This is a genomic window from Aeromonas sp. 1805 (genome assembly GCF_013085525.1).
Classification (GTDB): Bacteria; Pseudomonadota; Gammaproteobacteria; order Enterobacterales; family Aeromonadaceae; genus Aeromonas; species Aeromonas hydrophila.
This window is the reverse complement of the sequence record NZ_CP038515.1, coordinates 1,585,001-1,604,421: the sequence shown is the minus strand read 5'-3', so window position 1 is coordinate 1,604,421 and position 19,421 is coordinate 1,585,001. Positions and strand designations below refer to the sequence as shown.

Below are 19,421 nucleotides of genomic sequence, written 5' to 3'. Positions count from 1 at the left end.
AAGGACTGGCCCAGTTGCACAACTCGCCGCTCTATGCCGCCATCGACCTCGGCTCCAACAGCTTTCACATGCTGGTGGTGCGCGAGGTCGCCGGTGCCCTGCGCACCGTCACCAAGGTCAAGCGCAAGGTTCGCCTCGCCGCCGGGCTCGATCCGGAGTTTCGTCTCAGCCGTGCCGCCATGGAGCGGGGCTGGGACTGCCTGCGTCTGTTCTCCGAACAGTTGCAGGACATTCCGGCCGACAATATCCGAGTAGTGGGCACCGCCACCCTGCGCCTTGCCACCAATGTCGACGAGTTCCTCAGCGAAGCGGAACGGGTGCTCAACCACAGCATCGAGATCATCTCGGGCGAGGAAGAGGCCAAGACCATCTATGAGGGGGTCTCCTGGACCTCGGCCGGGGAAGGCAACCGGCTGGTGATCGACATCGGCGGCGCCAGCACCGAGCTGGTGATCGGCGAGCACAGCGAAGCGAAACTGCTCAACAGCCTGCACATGGGCTGCGTCACCTGGCTCAACAACCACTTCGGTGACGGCGAGCTCTCCGAGGCCCGCTTCAAGCAGGCCATCGCCGCCGCCAAGGCGGTGCTGGAGAAGGTGGCGGAAGATTATCGTGCACTCGGCTGGCGTACCTGTGTCGGCGCCTCCGGCACGGTGCAGGCGCTGCAGGAGATCATGCTGGCACAGGGGAAGAGCGAGCGGGTCACCCTGCCCAAGCTGCAAGAGCTGATGGGTCAGGCCATCGCCTGCGGCAAGCTCGACCAGCTGCAACTGGAAGGACTGGCGGCCGAACGGCTGACCGTGTTCCCCTCCGGTCTCGCCATCCTGATCGCCATCTTCGAAACCCTGAACATCGAGAGCATGACCCTGGCGGGTGGCGCCCTGCGTGAAGGCCTGATCTACGGCCTGCTCGGCAACAATCACGACTGTGATGCCCGTGATCGCACCGCCGACAGCCTGATCAATCGCTACCAGCTGGACAAGGAGCACGCCGAACGGGTGCGCGACACCGCCGTCGAGGCGTTCAACCAGCTGCAGCCGGCCTGGCGACTCTCGAAACGCTACGGTCGCCCGATCCTGCGCTACGCGGCCCTGCTGCACGAGATCGGTCTGTGCATCGAGTACAAGAAGGCGCCGCAACACGCCGCCTACATCATCGACAACATCGACATGCCTGGCTTTACCCCGGCCCAGAAGAAGCTGTTGTCGGCCCTGCTGTTCAACCAGCGGGACGAATTCAAGCTGGAACCACTGGAGAAGCAGGGTGCCGTCACCGGTCGCCAGGCGATCCGGCTGGCCCGCATCCTGCGCATCGCGCTGATCCTCTGCATGCGCCGCACCCAGGGCACAGTGCCCCGCTTCACCCTCGAGGCCGATGAGGATGCGCTGACCCTGACCCTGCCGAGCGGCTGGCTGGACGAGCACTATCTGCGCGCCAGCGAGTTGCGCTTCGAGGTGGAACGCCAGCAGAAGATGGGCTGGCCCACCCGGCTGCTGGAAGCCTGATTGGGCCTCGCCCAATCAGTGCCTGCCCTGCCGCTCCGACAATCTCTTTCGCAGCCATGACTGGCGCCGTTCAAAGCTGACCCTTGATTTCATTGGGCTGGCGCACCGAGCTCGTCCTTTTCCCGCTGGCTGCCACCCCCGCCATTGCCGTCGCTCGACTAGAGTAGGGTTGTCTTCACAACCGGAATGGACGCCATGAAACCCTTGACCCTGATCGGCCTGACCGCCCTGCTCACCGCCTGTGGCGGAGGAGGCGGCGGCGACAACAACAGCCCGCAACAGGCCCAGCTGTCGCTGGCCTTCTCCGACGCCCCGGTGGATGCAGTCAGCAAGGTCTGCATCGCCGTCGCCAACATCAGCATCCACCCCGTCGCCGGCACCGAGCAGAGCTGGACCACTGCCAGTTTTCTCACCTCGGCCCAGGACGATGGCTGCACCCCGAGCGGCGAGACCATCCCGCTCGACAGTGCGGGCCGACCGCTGTTCACCTACATCGACCTGCTGCACTACCAGGGCTCCGTCAGCCGCCCGCTGCTGGCCAGCCAGAGCGTGGTGCCCGGCGACTACAGCCAGATGCGGCTGCGGGTGCTGGACGGACGAGAGGTTGCCAACCAGTTTCTGGACGGCACCCCCTACTCCTACGTCAAACGGGATGATGGGGTGATCAAGCCGCTGGAGGTGCCCAGCAGCGAACTCAAGCTGGATGCCTTCACCATCGCCGCCAACGGCCTCAGCGCCTTCACCACCGAGTTCGACCTGCGCCAGGCCATGGTGCTGCCGGGCCACGAGCAGTACTACAAGCTCAAACCCAGAGGGGTGCGGCTGGTGAACAACACCCAGGTCACCACCGTCAAAGGCACGGTCGCGGCCGGGCTGTGCGGCGGCCAGCTGACCGACAAGGCCTTCGTCTACTTCTACCAGCCCAGAAGCGATGACAACTACCCCGACATGGCGGACAGCGACAACGGCTTCTACGCCAGCGCGCCCGTGTTGCCGCAAAGCGGTGGCGGCTTTGGTTACGAGTTGGGATTTGTTAATCTCGGCAGCTACGATCTGGCGCTGGTCTGCAATGGCAACGAGGACGATCCGGCGCTGGCCGGCGACCCGCTGCAACTGGAACAGGTGCAGAAAGCCCAGGCGGTGGTGGCGCCCACCACCAGCATCAACTTCCAGTAACCGGCGACCAGAGGGCAACCCGCACATGAGCACCTACCAACCCATCAGTTGCGATCTCTACGACTGGCTGGAGATCGCCGCCAGCTGGCAGCTGCCGGTCACCCTCACCGGCCGGGATGGCCGCCAGTGGGCGGACAGGATCCGCACCATCGAGGCCAGAGCAGGGGTCGAGTACCTGGTGCTGCACGGTGGCGAGCGACTGAGCCTGGCGGAGCTGGCCACCATGGCGCTCAGCTGGCAGGGGGAGGAGAAGCTGATCCGTTTTGCTCCGCCGGCCCCAGCCGACGGCCAATAGATGGCAAGAGGGCCAACCCCGCCGGGTTGGCCCTCTTCTTTTACCCCTCGCGTGCGGCGTTATCCCGCCAGCGCCGCCATCACGTAGACATCGAAGCGGTTGCTCTTGGTCTCGATGGCCATGCTCGGCTTGTGTTCGTTGAGCCAGCCGGCGTAGTCCGGCCGTTTCACCACCACCCGCTTGTCCGCCATGGTGAGTGCCGCCGGCAGCAGGGCATCGGCGTCGAGATCCGGCCCCACCAGCGACTGGAACACCCGCATCTCTTTTTTCACCAGCGCCGACTTCTGCTTGTGAGGAAACATGGGGTCGAGGTAGATGACGTCGGGCCGCTCGGTCAGCCCCAGCAAGGTCTCCACCGCCGGGCCGTGCAGCAACTGCATCCGCTCGCGCACCCAGAGGCCAATCTCGGGATCCTGCGCGGCCCGCGCCAGCCCGTCCTGCAACAGGGCGGCCACCACGGGGCTGCGCTCGATCATAGTCACCTTGCAGCCGAGGGAGGCGAGCACGAAGGCATCGCGCCCCAGCCCGGCGGTGGCATCCACCACGCGCGGCATGGCACCCGCCTTGAGCCCCACCGCCTTGGCGATGGACTGGCCACGTCCGCCGCCGAACTTGCGGCGATGGGCGACCGCCCCTTCGACGAAGTCCACGTAGACCGCACCCAGCTTGGGCTCGTCCAGCTTGCGCAGCTCCAGCCGCGCCGCGGTGAACACCAGGGCAAACTGGGGAAGGTCGGTCTGGCCGAGCTGGCTGGCCAGGGCTTCGGCCTGAGGCGCCTTGGCGGGGTCTTCGAGGAGGATCTGCATGGTATCGGCTGTGTGGCGGTATCAGTGGGCGGAGTGTACCACAGCCCCCGAAGGTCGCTGTAGGGGCTCCGGCCGAAGGAGGGCGGCGGAGGGGCTAGCTGGTCTGCAGGAACATGCTCTTGTCGTTGAGCTGCAGGTACTCGGTGAGGTCGTCGTAGGCCAGCGGCCGGCTCAGCAGATAGCCCTGGGTGAAGGCACACCCCTTCTGGCAGAGGAAGTTGAGCTGCTCGCGGGTCTCCACCCCCTCGATCACCACCTGCATGCCGAGGTTGTGCACTATGTTGATGATGCCGTCCAGCAGCAGCCGGTCCTGTTCATTGAACGGGATGTGGCGCACGAAGGCCCGGTCGATCTTGACCAGGTCCACCGGGAAGTTGCGCAGATAGTTGAGCGCCGAGTAGCCGGTGCCGAAGTCGTCGATGGCCAGCTTGCAGCCCGCTTCGCGCAGGGCATCGATCCGCACCCTGTGCTGATCGCTGGTCTCCATCAGCAGGGACTCGGTGATCTCGATGACGATGTCCGCCGGGTCCAGCCCGAAGTGATGGATCACCTTGAGCCACTCGCTCGCCTCCGGATCTATGGTCTGGAACTCCAGGGTGGAGCGGTTGATCGACATCTGCAGATCCGGGAAGCCGGACTGCTGCAGCCGCGCCAGATCCCGGCACGACTGCCACAGCACCAGCGCCCCCAACCCCTGGATGAGCCCGGCCTCCTCCGCCAGCGGAATGAAATCCGCCGGTGACACCTGGCCCCAGTGCGGGTGGTACCAGCGCACCAGTGCCTCCAGCTTGGCGACCCGGCCACTGCGGTTGTCCCAGATCGGCTGGTAGGCCATGGTCAGCTGCTCGAGCTTGATCGCCTCCGCCAGATCCTGCTGCATCTGGTGGCGCTGGCGCACCTCTTCGCGCATGGAGGCGCAGTAGCTGCCGAGCAGCCGTCCCTGCCGCTTGGCGGCAAACAGCGCCTGCTCGGCGTTGCGCAGCAGCTCGTCGCTCTCCAGGCCATCGCCCGGGCAGAGGGTGATGCCGATGGTGGCGGTCACGTAGAGGTGCTGATTGGCCAGCATGAAGGGACGGGCGAAGCCGCCGATCACCTGCTTGGCAAACACCTCCGCCTGACGACGGTTGACGATGCCGGGCACCAGGAAGGCGAACTCGTCGCCGCCGATGCGGGCCACCAGGTCCTCGGTGCGCACCCGACTCACCAGCCGATCCGACACCTCCCGCAGCAGGGCGTCACCGGCGTGGTGATCCATGCTGTTGTTGACCGCCTTGAAGTTGTTGAGGTCGAGCACCATCAGCGCGAAGCGCTCGCCCCGCTCGCAGAAGCGGCTGAGGCAGCGGCCGAACAGCCAGCGGTTGGGCAGGCCGGTGAGGTTGTCGTAGTTGGCCTGGGCGGCGATCTTCTGCTCCGCCAGCTTGGTCTGGGAGAGGTCGCTGAAGATGGCGATGTACTGGCTGATCCGCCCCCCTTCCCGCAGGGTGCTGATCATCAGCTGCTGGGGGTAGAGCTTGCCGTTCTTGCGCTTGTTCCACACCTCGCCACGCCACACCCCCACCCGCTCCAGCGCGTGGTACATGTCGGCGTAGAAGGCCTGATCGTGCAGCCCGGACTTGAGCATGCTGGGCCGCTGGCCGCACACCTCCTCCTCGCTGTAACCGGTGATCTGCTCGAACGCCGGGTTGACCGAGATGATTCGGCTGTCGGCATCGCACACCAGGATCGCCTCGGAGAGATTGTCATAGACCCGGTGGGAGAGCTTGAGCTGCTCGGCGTGGCGCTTGAGGGGATCGATGTTCTCCAGCACCACCATCAGGTAGTCGGGCTGCAGCTGATCGTCCCGCACCAGGGTGACGGTGACCCGCCCCCACAGCACCTGACCGTCCCGGTGCAGATAGCGCTTCTCCTGGGTGAAGGCGGTGCGCTCGCCGCGCTTGAGCTCTTCATAGCAGGCGGCGCTGCGCAGCCAGTCTTCCGGGTGATTGAGCTCGGCGGCGGTACGGTGCAGCAGCTCGCTCTGGCTGTAGCCCAGCATCTTTTCGATGGCCGGGTTGGTCCAGAGGATCTTGCCGTTCAGATCGAGCTTGCCGATCCCCACCGGCGCGTGGGACATCATGGTGTGCAGAAAATCGTGGTACTCGGGCTGGGGCGGTGCCGGCTGTTGCAGCATCAGCGCCAGTTCGCGCCCGGCCAGCGGGGCCAGCAGGCGCAACAGGCCCATCACCTTGTCCATGTTGGTGAGCGGCCGCTTGAACAGCACGCTGCAGATGCCGACCGTCTCCCCCTGGGCACTCTTGAGGGCGATGCCGGCATAGGCCTGGATGTGCCAGGCCTGCAACACGGCGGCATGGGGAAACAGCTGCTGTACCCGATCGCTGAACCAGGTCTCTCCCTCCTGCAGGGTGATCTCCCCCAGGGTGGCGCTGACCGGAAAGCTGAAGTTGGTGATGTCGAGAGACGCGGGGTGGGCGGCGTGCACCTTGAAAGAGAGCCCCGCTTGATCCCTGCCTGAAATCAGGACGAAGTCGGCCCCGACCGCTGCTGCGATTTCACTCACAAAGGTATCGAAATATCCCTGACCACTCGAATGAGACAGACTTGAGATGATTTGATAGACAGACTCGAGTGCTCGCCTCATGGCAAGGTTCTTTCTCTCCTTGGAAGGTAGGACCCGACTCTACTGAAGAGCCGGGGACAGTGCAAACATGCTATCCGCAAGATATTAAAAAGCCTTGAGAAAAGGGACCAAAAGGTCCCTTTTTATCTCAAAAATCACGCAGTGATCCCACTATGTGGCAAAACTGTACCTGCTTGAAGCTCACGCCAGCCGGGGCCCGCAAACTCACGCGGCAATCCCGCTATGACGAAGCAGCGCATCCACCTGAGGCTCGCGGCCACGGAAGGCTCGGAACAGCTCCATCGGCTCCTTGGAGCCACCCTTTTCCAGGATGTTCTTCAGGAAGGACTGACCGGTGGCCGGGTTGAAGATCCCCTCCTCCTCGAAGCGGGAGAAGGCATCCGCAGAGAGCACCTCGGCCCACTTGTAGCTGTAGTAGCCCGCCGCATAACCGCCAGCGAAGATGTGGGAGAAACTGTGCTGGAAGCGGTTGAACGCAGGGGGCGTCATCACCGCCACCTGGCTGCGCACCTCATCCAGCAGCGCCGGGATCTGATCCGCGCTGGCCGGGTCAAATTCCTGGTGCAGACGGAAGTCGAACAGGGCGAACTCCAGCTGGCGCAGCATCTGCATCGCCGCCTGGAAGTTGCGGGCGGTCAGCATCTTCTCCAGCAGATCGGCAGGCAGCGGCTCGCCGGTCTCGTGATGGCCGGAGATGAAGGCCAGCGCCTCGGACTCCCAGCACCAGTTCTCGAGGAACTGACTCGGCAGCTCCACCGCATCCCAGGCCACGCCGTTGATGCCAGCCACGCCAGCCACGTCGATGCGGGTCAGCATGTGGTGAATGCCGTGGCCGAACTCGTGGAACAGGGTGACCACTTCGTTATGGGTGAACAGGGCGGGTTTGCCGTCCACCGGACCGTTGAAGTTGCAAGTCAGGTAGGCCACCGGCTTTTGCAAGGATCCATCCTGACGGTAGCGACGACCCAGGCAGACATCCATCCAGGCGCCGCCCTGCTTGTGCTCGCGGGCATAGAGGTCGAGGTAGAAGCTGCCACGCAGCTCGTCCTCGGCGTCGAAGATGTCGTAGAAGCGCACGTCCGGGTGCCAGGTGTCGATGCCGAGGCGCTCGCGCACCTTCATGCCGAACACCCGCTTGACCACCTCGAACAGCCCCTTCACCACCTTACTGGCGGGGAAGTAGGGGCGCAGCTGCTCGTCGGAGATGGAGAACTTGTGCTGCTTGAGCTTCTCGGCGTAGTAGGCGAGATCCCAGGCGGCCAGCTCGCCCTGACCGTGTTGCTCGGCGGCGAAGGCGCGGATCTCTTCCAGCTCGGCCTTGCCCTGCGGCAGGGACTTGGCCGCCAGATCGGTGAGGAAGTTCACCACCTGCTCGGGCTTGTCTGCCATCTTGGTGGCCAGGGAGAGCTCGGCGTAGTTGGCAAAGCCGAGCAGCTGGGCCAACTCGCGGCGCAGGGCAAGCAGCTCGGTCATGATGGCGGAGTTGTCCCACTTGCCGGCGTTGGGGCCCTGATCCGAGGCGCGGGTGGTGAAGGCCTCATACAGCTCGGCACGCAGCGCACGGTTGTCGGCATACATCATCACCGGCAGGTAGGAGGGGATGTCCAGGGTGAACAGCCAGCCCTCCTTGCCCTTCAGCTCGGCCAGCTGGCGAGCGGCGGCCTGTGCGCTCTGCGGCAATCCGGCCAGCTCGGCCTCGTCGGTCACCAGCTTGCTCCAGCCCTGGGTCGCATCCAGCACGTTGTTGCTGAAACGGGAAGCCAGCTCGGAGAGGCGGGCCTGGATCTCGCCGTAGCGCTGCTGCGCCTCGGCGGGCAGGCCGATGCCGGACAAGCGAAAATCGCGCAGGGTGTTCTGGATCTCCTTGCGCTGGGCGCCGCTCAGCAGCGGGAAGTCGTCGCTCTCGGCCAGTTCGCGATAGGCCTGATAGAGCCCCTCGTGCTGGCCGACATAGGTCTGGAATTCAGACAGCAGCGGCAGGCAGGCGTCGTGGGCCGCGCGCAGCGCTTCGCTGTTGAGTACGGAGTTGAGGTGACTGACCGGCGACCAGATCCGCGCCAGGCGGTCGTTGACCTCTTCCAGCGGGGCGATCAGGCTATCCCAGGTGTGGGGGTCGCGCTGGGCCAGCACATCGCTGATCTTCTGTTTGCAATCGGCGATGGCCTGCGTCACGGCAGGCTGGACCTGATCGGGCTGGATCTGGCTGAAAGGGGGCAGCGAGTCCATTGTCAGCAAAGGGTTGTTCATCCTGCGATACCTCTAAATTCTCTACAGCCCCTGCCGTCCAGAAGCTTGCTTGGACTACCTAAGATGTAGGCAGAAACCTCATTAATCAAGCCTTTGCCTGCCAGAGCGCGGCCTGTTGTCCACTTTTCGCCGAGATCTGCTCATTAAAACGGCGATCCGGATGCCAAAGACGACAATGCCGGCCCAGGGGCCGGCATTGTCGGTGACATCAGGCAAGATGCATCAGCGTCTGGCGTCTTCCTGCAGCCACTGGGCAGCCCGCTTGGCGAAGTAGGTGAGGATGCCATCGGCACCGGCCCGCTTGAAGCACAGCAGGGACTCCATGATGCTCTCCTTCTCCTTCAGCCAGCCGTTCTGAATGGCCGCCATGTGCATGGCATACTCGCCGCTTACCTGATAGGCGAAGGTCGGCACGCCGAACTGATCCTTCACCTGGCGGATCATGTCCAGATAGGGCATGCCCGGCTTGACCATCACGCTGTCGGCCCCTTCCTGGATATCCAGTGCCACCTCGTGCAGGGCTTCGTTGCTGTTGGCCGGATCCATCTGGTAGGTGGCCTTGTTGCTCTTGCCGAGATTGCCGGCAGAGCCCACCGCGTCGCGGAAGGGGCCGTAGTAGCAGGAGGCGTACTTGGCGGAGTAAGCCATGATCTGAGTGTTGATGAAGCCGTTCTCTTCCAGCGCCGCGCGGATGGCGCCGATGCGGCCGTCCATCATGTCGGACGGCGCCACGATATCCACCCCGGCAGCGGCATGGGAGAGCGCCTGTTTCACCAGGATCTCGGTGGTGATGTCGTTCAGCACATAGCCTTCGTCATCGATGATGCCGTCCTGACCATGGGTGGTGAACGGATCGAGCGCCACGTCGGTGATGACCCCCAGCTCCGGGAAGCTCGTCTTGAGGGCGCGCGTCGCCCGTTGGGCCAGCCCGTCCGGGTTGTAGGCCTCTTCCGCCAGCAGACTCTTCTGCTCCAGCGGAGTGACCGGGAACAGGGCGATGGCCGGCACGCCCAGCGCAACCAGCTCGGCAGCCTCTTTCAGCAGCAGATCGATGGAGAGCCTGTCCACCCCCGGCATGGAGGTGACGGCCTCACGACGGTTCTCCCCCTCCAGCACGAACACGGGATAGATGAGATCGTTGGCGGTCAGTACGTTCTCGCGCACCAGACGACGGCTGAAATCATGTTTGCGCACCCGGCGCAGACGGCGACCCGGAAAGGCGCCTGGAAGAGTTGTAGCCATGAATCACTCCTGAAGAGGAAGTTGGAAGAACGCGGCGGAGGTGGCCCGGGTGTGGGCCAGCAAGGCCTCGGGCGCTTCACCACGGCAGGCCGCCACCACCTGGGCGATGTGCGGCAAAAAAGCGGGTTCGTTGCGTTTTGGTCTGGGCTTCAGATCCCGCGGCACCAGATAGGGGGCATCGGTCTCGATCATCAGCCGACCGGCCGGAATGCGGGCCACCTGCTCGCGCAGCAGCTGGCCGCGACGCTCATCGCACAACCAGCCGGTCACCCCGATGTGCAGCCCCAGCGCCAGACACTGGTCCAGCTCCTCGTCGGAGCCGGTGAAGCAGTGCAGCACGGCCCCCGGCAGTTTGGGCAGCCAGGGGCGCAGGATCTCGATGAAACGGGTGTGGGCATCGCGGCAGTGGAGAAACACCGGCATCCCGAGCTCGGCGGCCAGCGCCAGCTGGGCGTCGAATACCGCATCCTGCACCGGACGAGGGGAGAAGTCGCGATTGTAGTCGAGACCACACTCGCCGATGGCCACCACCTGCGGCAAGGCTGCCAGCTCGCGCAGGGCGGGTAGGGTCGCCTCATCGACGCTCTTGGCGTCGTGGGGGTGGACCCCGGCGGTGGAGAAACAGTAACCCGGCCAGCGGGCGGCAAGGGTAGCGCTCTCGCGGCTGCCGACCAGATCGGTGCCGGTCAGGATCAGCGCCTCCACCCCCGCGGCGCGGGCGCGGGCCACCAGATCGGCCTGTTCATCGGCAAACTGGCTGCTGGTCAGGTTTACACCTATGTCGATCATGGGGTCAGCGGGTCCGAACAAAAGGAAGACATATCAGGTATTTGAAAACCATCTACTCAATGGGGCCTTACCATACGCCTCGAACGGGAGCATGAAAAGAGGAAGGGAGCCTTAGCTCCCCTCTTCAGTCTGTTCCTGCTTCTCTTCGCTCTCTTCTTTCACGTAGAAGCGGGCGAAGAACAGACCTATCTCCCACAAACCCCACATGGGGATCGCGAGCAGGGTCTGGGAAAAGACATCGGGCGGCGTCAACAGCATGCCGACCACGAACACCCCGACGATGACGTAGGGACGCTTCTCCCGCAGACTCTTGGGACTGGTCACCCCGGTCCAGCACAGCAGTATGGTGGCCACCGGAATTTCGAACGCTACCCCGAACGCGAAGAACAGGGTCAGTACGAAGTCCAGATAGCTGGCGATGTCGGTCGCCACCGTCACCCCGGCGGGCGCGGTGCTGGTGAAGAAACCGAACACCAGCGGAAACACCACGTAGTAGGCGAACGCCATGCCGGCATAGAACAGCACGGCACTGGAGGCGACCAGCGGCATGATCAGGCGCCGTTCATGCTGGTACAGACCGGGGGCGATGAAGGCCCAGGCCTGATAGAGCAGATAGGGGATCGCCACGAAGAAGGAGACCACCAGGGTCAGCTTGATCGGCGTCAGGAAGGGGGTCGCCACATCCGTCGCTATCATGCTGGTCCCTTCCGGCAACTGACTCAGCAGCGGCTGGGCCACGAAGTCGTAGATGTTGTTGGAGAAGTAGATCAGCGCGATGAACACCAGCAGGATGGCCGAGATGGAGCGCAGCAGGCGCGTTCTCAGCTCGACCAGATGGCTGATCAGGGGTTGCTCGGCCTGACTCATGGCTTCACCTCCCCTTGTTCGGCGCTCGGCTGGGCACTTGCGGCGGGGATCACGGTAAGCTCCTCATCAGGTGTCGCCACACTGACGGGGGCTGCCGGCTCCTCCTTCACCTCGGCGGCGGCCGGTGCTGGCTGGATGGTATTTTGTTGTTCGTATGGACGGGTCACCGATTGTGCGGCCGTTTTCAGCTGCTCGATAGACTCCTGCAGCTCGGGGCTCAGGTTGTTCATCTGCAACTGTTCGGCCTTCTTCAGGTCGTTGTGCAGATCCTGCAACTTGAGCTCCTGCTCCAGCTCGGCCTTGACCGAGTTGGCGGTGCTGCGGATCAGTCTGATCCAGTGGCTGGCGGTACGGATCGCCACGGGCAGCCGCTCGGGGCCGAGCACCACCAGGGCGACGACACCAATGACAACCAGCTCCCAGAAACCGATATCGAACATGGCTTAGGCCTGATCTTTATCTTTCTGCTTGGCAGCATCGCTAGGCTGGCCGGCCGCTTCGTTCAGCTGTTTCGGCGGAAACTCGGCATCCTTCTGCTCGGACTTGGTCTCCGGCTCGTCGGACAGCGCCTTCTTGAAGCCCTTGACCGCAGCGCCCAGATCACCGCCGATGCCGCGCAGTTTCTTGGTACCGAACAGCAGCACGACGATGACTGCGATGATCAACAATTGCCAAATACTGATACCACCCATGACTTTCTCTCCAGAACAGGCGCCCGCTGGCGCAGTTGATTTAATGAGAACGGGTTCGCAACCAACCCAGCAGCCAGCATAACCCGGCGCCGGCGAGGCTGATTTGTCCCCACTCAATGTGTTGTTTTTGGGTCAGCAAGAATACACCGGCCAATAGCAGGCTGGCTCCAACCCCTAAGAGGTAGCGAGCCTGACCCTGGCGGCGACTGTGCCGGCGAAAATCGGCAAACATCTGGTCGAAGTGGCGCTGCTGATGACGGGTCTGGCGCAGGGTCTCGTAGACCAGCTCCGGCAGTTCCGGCAGCTTTTCGGCCCAGAATGGCGCCTTCTCCTTGATGGCATTCCACACCGCCTTGGGTCCCACCTGCTGATACATCCAGTTTTCCAGATAGGGCTTGGCGGTCTGCCACAAATCGAGCTGCGGGTAGAGCTGGCGACCCAGCCCCTCCACATAGAGCAGGGTCTTCTGCAGCAGCACCAGCTGCGGCTGCACCTGCATGTTGAAGCGGCGCGCGGTGTTGAACAAGTTGAGCAACACGTGACCGAATGAAATTTCGGAGAGCGGCTTCTCGAAGATGGGCTCCAGCACGGTGCGGATGGCGAACTCGAACTCGTCCACCTTGGTATCGGGCGGCACCCAGCCGGACTCCACGTGCAGCTCGGCCACCCGGCGATAGTCACGGTTGAAGAAGGCGAGGAAGTTCTCGGCCAGGTAGCGTTTGTCTTCCCGGTTGAGGGTGCCGACGATGCCGCAGTCGATGCCGATCCAGAGCGGATTCTCCGGATGTTCGTAGGAGACGAAGATGTTGCCCGGGTGCATGTCGGCGTGGAAGAAGCTGTCGCGGAACACCTGGGTAAAGAACACCTCCACCCCGCGCTCGGCCAGCAGCTTCATGTTGGTGCCGTTGGCCTCCAGCGCGGCAATGTCGGAGACCGGAATGCCGTAGATCCGCTCCATCACCAGCACCTGCTCACGGCAGTGCTCGGTGAACACCTCGGGCACGTAGAGCGCCTCGGAACCGGTGAAGTTGCGGCGCAGCTGGATAGCGTTGGCCGCCTCCCGCATCAGATTGAGCTCGTCGAGGATGGTCTTGCGATACTCTTCCACCACCTCGATGGGGCGCAGTCGTCCACTCTGGGGCACGAAACGGGCCACCAGACGGGCCAGCGCCCGCATCAGGCGCAGATCGGCGTCGATGACCGGCTCGATGTCGGGGCGGATCACCTTGATGACGATCTCGCGGCCGTTCTCCTTCAGCCGGGCGGTATGCACCTGGGCGATGGAGGCGGAGGCCAGCGGCGTCTCGTCGAAGTCGTCAAACAGGGTCTCGATAGGGCAACCCAGACTGCGCTCAATCTGCTGACGCGCTGCCTGACCGCAGAAGGGGGGCACTCTGTCCTGCAGCAGGGCCAGCTCCTCGGCGATATCCGGTGGCAGCAAGTCACGCCGGGTCGAGAGCATCTGGCCGAACTTGATGAAGATGGGGCCGAGCGCCTCGAAGGCGAGCCGGATGCGGGCACCGCGATTCAGCCCCTGACGTTTGTTCTTGAGCCAGAACAGGCTGCGACGGGCCAGCCGGCCGGGCCAGGGTTGGTAACGGGCGGGCACCAGCTCGTCGATGCCCTGTTCCAGCAGGATGCTGATGATGCGATAGAGGCGTTTGAACTCCTTCGGGGTCATCAGGCTACCTGCTGCTCGAAGCGGGCCAGCCGCAGCTCGACCGCTTTCATCTGCTGGGCCAGCAACTCGACATCGTCGTTGAAGCTGGCCACTTCCAGCGGACCCGGCGCAAGCCGGATCTCTTCGGTCAGGTATTCGGCCAGCTGGCGCTGGCTGCGGCACAATTCACGTCCCAGCAGCCGACGTGCCTGACTGGCGCCGCGCAGCAGGGTGTGAGCCAGCACATCGCCGGTATAACGGGACAGCTCCTCTTCCCAGTCGATATTCAGCTCGCCCAACAACACGCTGAACGCCTGCACCAGCTGAGGGTCGCCGCTCAGATCCAGCTTCTCCTCGCGGATGTAGCGGGTCAGGGCGGAGGGATCCTTGAGCAGGCCGAGCGCGGTCAGGGAGAGGCTCAGCACCGCATCGGCCTCCCCTTCGAATTTGGCAAGCACATCCAGCCGGCGCTCGGAGAAGACAAACCAGAGTGGCTTGAGCTCGCGCAGCTCCAGCTTGAGTACCTTGCCCGTCAATTTGCGCAGCCGCTCCGGACTCTGCTTGTCGAGTCGCAGCAGCTGGTTGAGGCTGGTTTCGATCACCGCGGTGACCATGGCATCCATCGGCATAGGCGACCTTAAAACTTGTAACCGCGGTGCAGGGCGACCACGCCCTGGGTCAGGTTGTAAAACTCAACCTGCTCGAAACCGACATTCTCCATCATGCCTGCCAGAGTCTGCTGATCCGGATGCATGCGGATCGACTCCGCCAGGTATTTGTAGCTTTCGCTGTCGTTCGCAACGATTTCGCCCATTTTCGGCAGCAGTTTGAAGGAGTAGAGATCGTACAGCTTGGCGATCACTTCGCTGACCGGCTTGGAGAACTCCAGCACCAGCAGGCGGCCACCCGGCTTGAGCACCCGGAACATGGAGGCGAGCGCCTTGTCCTTGTCGGTGACGTTGCGCAGGCCGAAGCCGATGGTGATGACGTCGAAATGGTTGTCAGGGAACGGGAGCGCCTCGGCATTGGCCTGTACGTAGGAGACGTTGTTGGCCACTCCCAGATTGCGCAGCTTGTCGCGGCCCACCTTGAGCATGGAGTCGTTGATGTCCGCCAGCACCACCTGACCGGTCTCGCCGACGATGCGGGAGAACTTGGCGGTCAGATCGCCGGTACCACCGGCCAGATCCAGCACCTTCTGACCCTTGCGTACGCCGGAGCAGTCGATGGTGAAGCGCTTCCACAGGCGGTGGATGCCGAACGACATCAGATCGTTCATCAGATCATACTTGGCTGCCACCGAATGGAAGACGCCGGCGACCAGGGTTTCTTTCTCGGTCGAGGCCACGGTTTTAAAGCCAAAATGCGTTGTCGTAGTCTGTTCTGACATCCCTTAAACACCCATAGAGCAAAGAATGGCCGCCAGTTTACCAGAGCCAATGGCGTGCGGACACCTTAAACCCGGCTGGCGACCAACTGCATCCCCAGCACTACCATGGCCAGACAGAGAAACAGGTTGAGGCTGATATTGAGGGCGGCTTTCAGATAGGCCCCCTGCTGGGCCAGTACCACTGTATCCAGCGCGAAGGAGGAGAAGGTAGTCAGGGCACCGAGGATACCCACCATCAGCAGCGGTTTCAGCGGGTGCTCCACCACATGACCATGGCTGATCAGCGCAAAGGCAATGCCCATGATGAAGGAGCCGACCACGTTGACCATCAGGGTGCCATAGGGGAAATGACGTCCCAACAGCAGCGCCATCAGCTCGGCGATACCAAAGCGCAGGCAGGCGCCGATGGCCCCGCCGGCGGCAACATATAACCAGGTTTGCATGGGCGCACGCCTCCATAGTATCGGGCCGACATTATGCAAAATGTCAGGCCCGGGGGACAGCAGGGCAATTAATCGACATCGCCCGCATCAACGGCGAAAGTCGACCGGCTCGACCTGAGCGAGATGAATCGAGGTGCAGGATGGCGTGGTTTGCGCAATCACCCGGCCACCGCGAATGGAGTAACGCACCGGCACCTGGCGGCGCACCGCATCAAAGCCGTTCTCGGCGGGCAGGATCAGCAGGTTGGCCGGTTTGCCCACCTCGATGCCATAGCGATCCTGCACGTTCAGGGTGCGCGCGCTGTGGCAGCCGATCAGCTTGAGGCTGTCGTTGATCTGCTCGTAACCCATGATCTGGCAGACATGCAGCCCCATATGCAGCACCTGCAGCATGTTGGCAGTGCCCATGGGATACCAGGGATCAAACACGTCGTCATGGCCGAAACAGACATTGATGTTAGCTTCCAGCATCTCCTTCACCCGGGTGATGCCGCGACGCTTGGGATAGCTGTCGAAGCGCCCCTGCAGGTGGATGTTCACCAGCGGGTTGGCGACGAAGTTGATGTCCGCCATCTTCAGCAGCCGGAACAGGCGCGATGCATAGGCGCCGTTATAGGAGTGCATGGCGGTGGTGTGGCTGGCGGTGACTCTATGGCCCATGCCGCGCTCGTAGGCCAGGGTCGCCAGCGTCTCGATGAAGCGGGACTGCTCGTCATCGATCTCGTCGCAGTGCACATCCACCAGAACCTGATACTTCTCGGCAAGATCGAACACATAGCGCAGACTTTCGACCCCATATTCCCGAGTGAACTCGAAATGGGGGATGGCGCCTATCACGTCGGCGCCCAGCTTGAGAGCCTCCTCCAACAGCGCCTTGCCGTTGGGGTAGGAGAGGATCCCCTCCTGCGGGAAGGCCACTATCTGCAGCTCCACCCACTCCTTCATCTCCTCCCGCACCTCCAGCATCGCCTTCAGGGCGACCAGATTGGGGTCGGAGACATCCACGTGGGTGCGGACGAACTGGATGCCGTTGGCGATCTGCCACTTCAGCGTCTGGATAGCCCGCTGTTTCACATCCTCATGGGTCAGCAGTGCCTTGCGCTCGGCCCAGCGTTCTATCCCCTCGAACAGGGTGCCGGAGAGGTTCCAGCTCGGCTCACCGGCTGTCTGGGTGGTATCGAGATGGATGTGAGGCTCGACAAAGGGGGCGAGGGCGAGCCCCTCCTCACCATCAAGCTCGTGGGCTGCGAGCAGATGGGTGCTCATGGGTTCGATGGCACGGATCAGGCCATCCTGGCAGAGGAGCTGCCACATCCCCTCCCTGCCAACCAGACGCAGGTTCTTTATCAGCATGTTTTTGCTTCCTTTTTTCAAACACCAACGGCTTTTTCAATCCACAACTTAGCTTGGATCAATTTGATAGAAAAGCGTTCATATTGAATACATATGAGACTGTTACTATTGATAAACAGCAACAATAAAAGGGAGTTGATTGGGATGAAAGCAGGATTGACCGAGATCGGCAGCGCAGGCTTGTTTCACGAGTATCTGCAGACACTGGGTATCAACAAGCCACCGTTGACGTCGATCGACAAGCAGTGGGAATACACCCGCAATGAACGACTGGTGGCAGCCATTCAGATAGAAGCCTCCGGACAGGCTCGGTTCTATCTCGATGCCAGGCAGATTTCGGTAAACTGAGAAAAGCGGATACAAAAAAGCCTCCCGATTGGGAGGCTTTAATATTTAATGGTGCTGATACCCAGAGTCGAACTGGGGACCTCATCCTTACCAAGGATGCGCTCTACCAACTGAGCCATATCAGCACACTAACCGGTAAAGACCGCACTGTGTGCGCTATCTAAATCATCTGTCCAATACGACCTGACGTCGTATCGCGACCAACCACATCGCTGTGATTGCTTAATTGATGCCTGGCAGTGTCCTACTCTCGCATGGCGAATGCCACACTACCATCGGCGCTACCGCGTTTCACTTCTGAGTTCGGCATGGGTTCAGGTGGTTCCACGGCGCTATGGCCGCCAGGCAAATTCTTCAATCTGAGAAAGCTGACGTGAATAACGACCTGGTCATTATCACTGAATAAGTAGTTCGTTCATTCGCTACAAGGCCCAGAACACTTCTTGGGTGTTGTATGGTTAAGCCTCACGGGTAATTAGTATGGGTTAGCTCAACACGTCGCCGCGCTTACACACCCCACCTATCAACGTTGTGGTCTCCAACGGCCCTTTAGGACCCTCAAGGGGTCAGGGATGACTCATCTCAGGGCTCGCTTCCCGCTTAGATGCTTTCAGCGGTTATCGATTCCGAACTTAGCTACCGGGCAGTGCCACTGGCGTGACAACCCGAACACCAGAGGTTCGTTCACTCCGGTCCTCTCGTACTAGGAGCAACTCCCTTCAATCATCCAACGCCCACGGCAGATAGGGACCGAACTGTCTCACGACGTTCTGAACCCAGCTCGCGTACCACTTTAAATGGCGAACAGCCATACCCTTGGGACCGACTTCAGCCCCAGGATGTGATGAGCCGACATCGAGGTGCCAAACACCGCCGTCGATATGAACTCTTGGGCGGTATCAGCCTGTTATCCCCGGAGTACCTTTTATCCGTTGAGCGATGGCCCTTCCATTCAGAACCACCGGATCACTATGACCTACTTTCGTACCTGCTCGACCTGTCCGTCTCGCAGTTAAGCTGGCTTATGCCATTGCACTAACCTCCTGATGTCCGACCAGGATTAGCCAACCTTCGTGCTCCTCCGTTACTCTTTGGGAGGAGACCGCCCCAGTCAAACTACCCACCAGGCACTGTCCGCGACCCAGATTCATGGGCCTGCGTTAGAACATCAAACATACAAGGGTGGTATTTCAAGGACGGCTCCAGCGCAACTGGCGTCACGCCTTCAAAGCCTCCCACCTATCCTACACATGTAGGTTCAATGTTCAGTGCCAAGCTGTAGTAAAGGTTCACGGGGTCTTTCCGTCTAGCCGCGGGTACACCGCATCTTCACGGCGAATTCGATTTCACTGAGTCTCGGGTGGAGACAGCATGGCCATGGTTACACCATTCGTGCAGGTCGGAACTTACCCGACAAGGAATTTCGCTACCTTAGGACCGTTATAGTTACGGCCGCCGTTTACCGGGGCTTCGATCAAGAGCTTCGCTTGCGCTAACCCCATCAATTAACCTTCCGGCACCGGGCAGGTGTCACACCCTATACGTCCACTTTCGTGTTTGCAGAGTGCTGTGTTTTTGATAAACAGTCCCAGCCATCTGGTCACTGCGACTCCCAACTGCTCCATCCGCAAGGGACTTCACTGTCAAGAGCGAACCTTCTCCCGAAGTTACGGTTCTATTTTGCCTAGTTCCTTCACCCGAGTTCTCTCAAGCGCCTTGGTATTCTCTACCCGACCACCTGTGTCGGTTTGGGGTACGATGACTTGTAATCTGAAGCTTAGAGGCTTTTCCTGGAAGCAGGGCATCAATGGCTTCCGCACCGTAGTGCGTTCGTCTCGTGTCTCAGTGTTGTGTCTCCGGATTTGCCTAGAAACACCACCTACGCACTTTCACCAGGACAACCGTCGCCTGGCCCACCTAGCCTTCTCCGTCCCCCCATCGCAATTACAAGTCGTGCAGGAATATTAACC

At 61.9% G+C, this 19,421-nt stretch carries 17 protein-coding genes, 1 tRNA gene and 2 rRNA genes (1 of these 20 cut by a window edge); 4 read left to right on the top strand and 16 right to left on the bottom strand.

Features of this window, described 5'->3' with window-relative positions:
• The first annotated feature begins 14 nt into the window (after positions 1–14).
• The 3 genes from gppA to E5E96_RS07605 all read left to right on the top strand — a co-directional run bounded on the left by gppA (position 15) and on the right by E5E96_RS07605 (position 2,976).
• Positions 15–1,505: a guanosine-5'-triphosphate,3'-diphosphate diphosphatase gene (gppA, locus tag E5E96_RS07615; RefSeq protein ID WP_016348957.1), complete on the top strand. Its 1,491-nt coding sequence runs from the start codon at positions 15–17 to the stop codon at positions 1,503–1,505.
• Positions 1,506–1,700: 195 nt separating this feature from the next.
• The gene (locus tag E5E96_RS07610) at positions 1,701–2,681 is read left to right on the top strand and encodes a DUF4382 domain-containing protein (RefSeq protein ID WP_171281860.1); all 981 of its coding nucleotides are present in this window, start codon (positions 1,701–1,703) and stop codon (positions 2,679–2,681) included.
• A gap of 25 nt (positions 2,682–2,706) precedes the next feature.
• Positions 2,707–2,976: a Rho-binding antiterminator gene (locus E5E96_RS07605; RefSeq protein WP_171281859.1), complete on the top strand. Its 270-nt coding sequence runs from the start codon at positions 2,707–2,709 to the stop codon at positions 2,974–2,976.
• Positions 2,977–3,035: 59 nt separating this feature from the next.
• Here E5E96_RS07605 and E5E96_RS07600 read toward each other — a convergent pair whose 3' ends face one another.
• The 13 genes from E5E96_RS07600 to E5E96_RS07540 form a co-directional block, all read right to left on the bottom strand.
• On the bottom strand, positions 3,036–3,782 hold the full coding sequence (locus E5E96_RS07600) for a class I SAM-dependent methyltransferase (RefSeq protein ID WP_171281858.1): 747 nt from the start codon (positions 3,780–3,782) through the stop codon (positions 3,036–3,038).
• Between the two features lie 94 nt (positions 3,783–3,876).
• Positions 3,877–6,420 (bottom strand): EAL domain-containing protein, encoded by a 2,544-nt coding sequence (locus tag E5E96_RS07595; RefSeq protein ID WP_044798790.1) that lies wholly within the window; start codon positions 6,418–6,420, stop codon positions 3,877–3,879.
• A gap of 204 nt (positions 6,421–6,624) precedes the next feature.
• The gene (gene prlC / locus E5E96_RS07590) at positions 6,625–8,667 is read right to left on the bottom strand and encodes an oligopeptidase A (RefSeq protein WP_016348952.1); all 2,043 of its coding nucleotides are present in this window, start codon (positions 8,665–8,667) and stop codon (positions 6,625–6,627) included.
• Between the two features lie 222 nt (positions 8,668–8,889).
• The gene (hemB, locus tag E5E96_RS07585; RefSeq protein ID WP_171281857.1) at positions 8,890–9,909 is read right to left on the bottom strand and encodes a porphobilinogen synthase; all 1,020 of its coding nucleotides are present in this window, start codon (positions 9,907–9,909) and stop codon (positions 8,890–8,892) included.
• 3 nt (positions 9,910–9,912) lie between these two features.
• A complete protein-coding gene (locus E5E96_RS07580; protein ID WP_029305262.1) occupies positions 9,913–10,698 on the bottom strand; it encodes a TatD family hydrolase in 786 nt (261 codons plus the stop codon).
• A gap of 111 nt (positions 10,699–10,809) precedes the next feature.
• Complete coding sequence (gene tatC / locus E5E96_RS07575; RefSeq protein ID WP_011704121.1) at positions 10,810–11,565, bottom strand: twin-arginine translocase subunit TatC; 756 nt, start codon at positions 11,563–11,565, stop codon at positions 10,810–10,812.
• The gene (tatB, locus tag E5E96_RS07570) at positions 11,562–12,005 is read right to left on the bottom strand and encodes a Sec-independent protein translocase protein TatB (protein ID WP_171281856.1); all 444 of its coding nucleotides are present in this window, start codon (positions 12,003–12,005) and stop codon (positions 11,562–11,564) included. The genes tatC and tatB overlap by 4 nt, the downstream gene beginning before the upstream one ends.
• A gap of 3 nt (positions 12,006–12,008) precedes the next feature.
• On the bottom strand, positions 12,009–12,257 hold the full coding sequence (gene tatA / locus E5E96_RS07565) for a Sec-independent protein translocase subunit TatA (protein ID WP_011704119.1): 249 nt from the start codon (positions 12,255–12,257) through the stop codon (positions 12,009–12,011).
• Between the two features lie 40 nt (positions 12,258–12,297).
• Positions 12,298–13,938, bottom strand: a complete 1,641-nt coding sequence (gene ubiB / locus E5E96_RS07560; RefSeq protein ID WP_171281855.1) for a ubiquinone biosynthesis regulatory protein kinase UbiB — start codon at positions 13,936–13,938, stop codon at positions 12,298–12,300.
• Positions 13,938–14,546 (bottom strand): SCP2 domain-containing protein, encoded by a 609-nt coding sequence (locus E5E96_RS07555; RefSeq protein WP_011704117.1) that lies wholly within the window; start codon positions 14,544–14,546, stop codon positions 13,938–13,940. Before E5E96_RS07555 ends, ubiB begins: the two co-directional genes overlap by 1 nt.
• An 8-nt stretch (positions 14,547–14,554) precedes the next feature.
• Positions 14,555–15,307 carry a bifunctional demethylmenaquinone methyltransferase/2-methoxy-6-polyprenyl-1,4-benzoquinol methylase UbiE gene (gene ubiE / locus E5E96_RS07550; protein ID WP_011704116.1) on the bottom strand — a complete coding sequence of 251 codons (753 nt, stop codon included), beginning with the start codon at positions 15,305–15,307 and terminating at the stop codon, positions 14,555–14,557.
• Between the two features lie 65 nt (positions 15,308–15,372).
• On the bottom strand, positions 15,373–15,750 hold the full coding sequence (gene crcB, locus E5E96_RS07545; RefSeq protein WP_171281854.1) for a fluoride efflux transporter CrcB: 378 nt from the start codon (positions 15,748–15,750) through the stop codon (positions 15,373–15,375).
• An 87-nt stretch (positions 15,751–15,837) separates the two neighbouring features.
• The gene (locus E5E96_RS07540; RefSeq protein ID WP_171281853.1) at positions 15,838–17,103 is read right to left on the bottom strand and encodes a cytosine deaminase; all 1,266 of its coding nucleotides are present in this window, start codon (positions 17,101–17,103) and stop codon (positions 15,838–15,840) included.
• 93 nt (positions 17,104–17,196) lie between these two features.
• Here E5E96_RS07540 and E5E96_RS07535 point away from each other — a divergent pair, with 93 nt between their 5' ends.
• On the top strand, positions 17,197–17,451 hold the full coding sequence (locus E5E96_RS07535; RefSeq protein ID WP_016348944.1) for a hypothetical protein: 255 nt from the start codon (positions 17,197–17,199) through the stop codon (positions 17,449–17,451).
• A 49-nt stretch (positions 17,452–17,500) separates the two neighbouring features.
• Here E5E96_RS07535 and E5E96_RS07530 read toward each other — a convergent pair.
• The 3 genes from E5E96_RS07530 to E5E96_RS07520 form a co-directional block, all read right to left on the bottom strand.
• Positions 17,501–17,576: transfer RNA gene (locus E5E96_RS07530), tRNA-Thr, on the bottom strand.
• A 106-nt stretch (positions 17,577–17,682) separates the two neighbouring features.
• Positions 17,683–17,797, bottom strand: a 5S ribosomal RNA gene (gene rrf, locus E5E96_RS07525).
• 108 nt (positions 17,798–17,905) lie between these two features.
• A 23S ribosomal RNA gene (locus E5E96_RS07520) occupies positions 17,906–19,421 on the bottom strand (it continues 1,373 nt past the right edge of the window).

Bases quoted from the DNA above. Each gene is read 5' to 3' on its own strand.
- E5E96_RS07540 (WP_171281853.1), bottom strand. From the start codon at position 17,103: ATGCTGATAAAGAACCTGCGTCTGGTTGGCAGGGAGGGGATGTGGCAG.
- tatC (WP_011704121.1), bottom strand. From the start codon at position 11,565: ATGAGTCAGGCCGAGCAACCCCTGATCAGCCATCTGGTCGAGCTGAGA.
- E5E96_RS07600 (WP_171281858.1), bottom strand. From the start codon at position 3,782: ATGCAGATCCTCCTCGAAGACCCCGCCAAGGCGCCTCAGGCCGAAGCC.
- crcB (WP_171281854.1), bottom strand. From the start codon at position 15,750: ATGCAAACCTGGTTATATGTTGCCGCCGGCGGGGCCATCGGCGCCTGC.
- tatB (WP_171281856.1), bottom strand. From the start codon at position 12,005: ATGTTCGATATCGGTTTCTGGGAGCTGGTTGTCATTGGTGTCGTCGCC.
- E5E96_RS07610 (WP_171281860.1), top strand. From the start codon at position 1,701: ATGAAACCCTTGACCCTGATCGGCCTGACCGCCCTGCTCACCGCCTGT.
- E5E96_RS07535 (WP_016348944.1), top strand. From the start codon at position 17,197: ATGAGACTGTTACTATTGATAAACAGCAACAATAAAAGGGAGTTGATT.
- E5E96_RS07555 (WP_011704117.1), bottom strand. From the start codon at position 14,546: ATGCCGATGGATGCCATGGTCACCGCGGTGATCGAAACCAGCCTCAAC.
- E5E96_RS07580 (WP_029305262.1), bottom strand. From the start codon at position 10,698: ATGATCGACATAGGTGTAAACCTGACCAGCAGCCAGTTTGCCGATGAA.
- E5E96_RS07605 (WP_171281859.1), top strand. From the start codon at position 2,707: ATGAGCACCTACCAACCCATCAGTTGCGATCTCTACGACTGGCTGGAG.
- hemB (WP_171281857.1), bottom strand. From the start codon at position 9,909: ATGGCTACAACTCTTCCAGGCGCCTTTCCGGGTCGCCGTCTGCGCCGG.
- ubiE (WP_011704116.1), bottom strand. From the start codon at position 15,307: ATGTCAGAACAGACTACGACAACGCATTTTGGCTTTAAAACCGTGGCC.
- E5E96_RS07595 (WP_044798790.1), bottom strand. From the start codon at position 6,420: ATGAGGCGAGCACTCGAGTCTGTCTATCAAATCATCTCAAGTCTGTCT.
- prlC (WP_016348952.1), bottom strand. From the start codon at position 8,667: ATGAACAACCCTTTGCTGACAATGGACTCGCTGCCCCCTTTCAGCCAG.
- ubiB (WP_171281855.1), bottom strand. From the start codon at position 13,938: ATGACCCCGAAGGAGTTCAAACGCCTCTATCGCATCATCAGCATCCTG.
- tatA (WP_011704119.1), bottom strand. From the start codon at position 12,257: ATGGGTGGTATCAGTATTTGGCAATTGTTGATCATCGCAGTCATCGTC.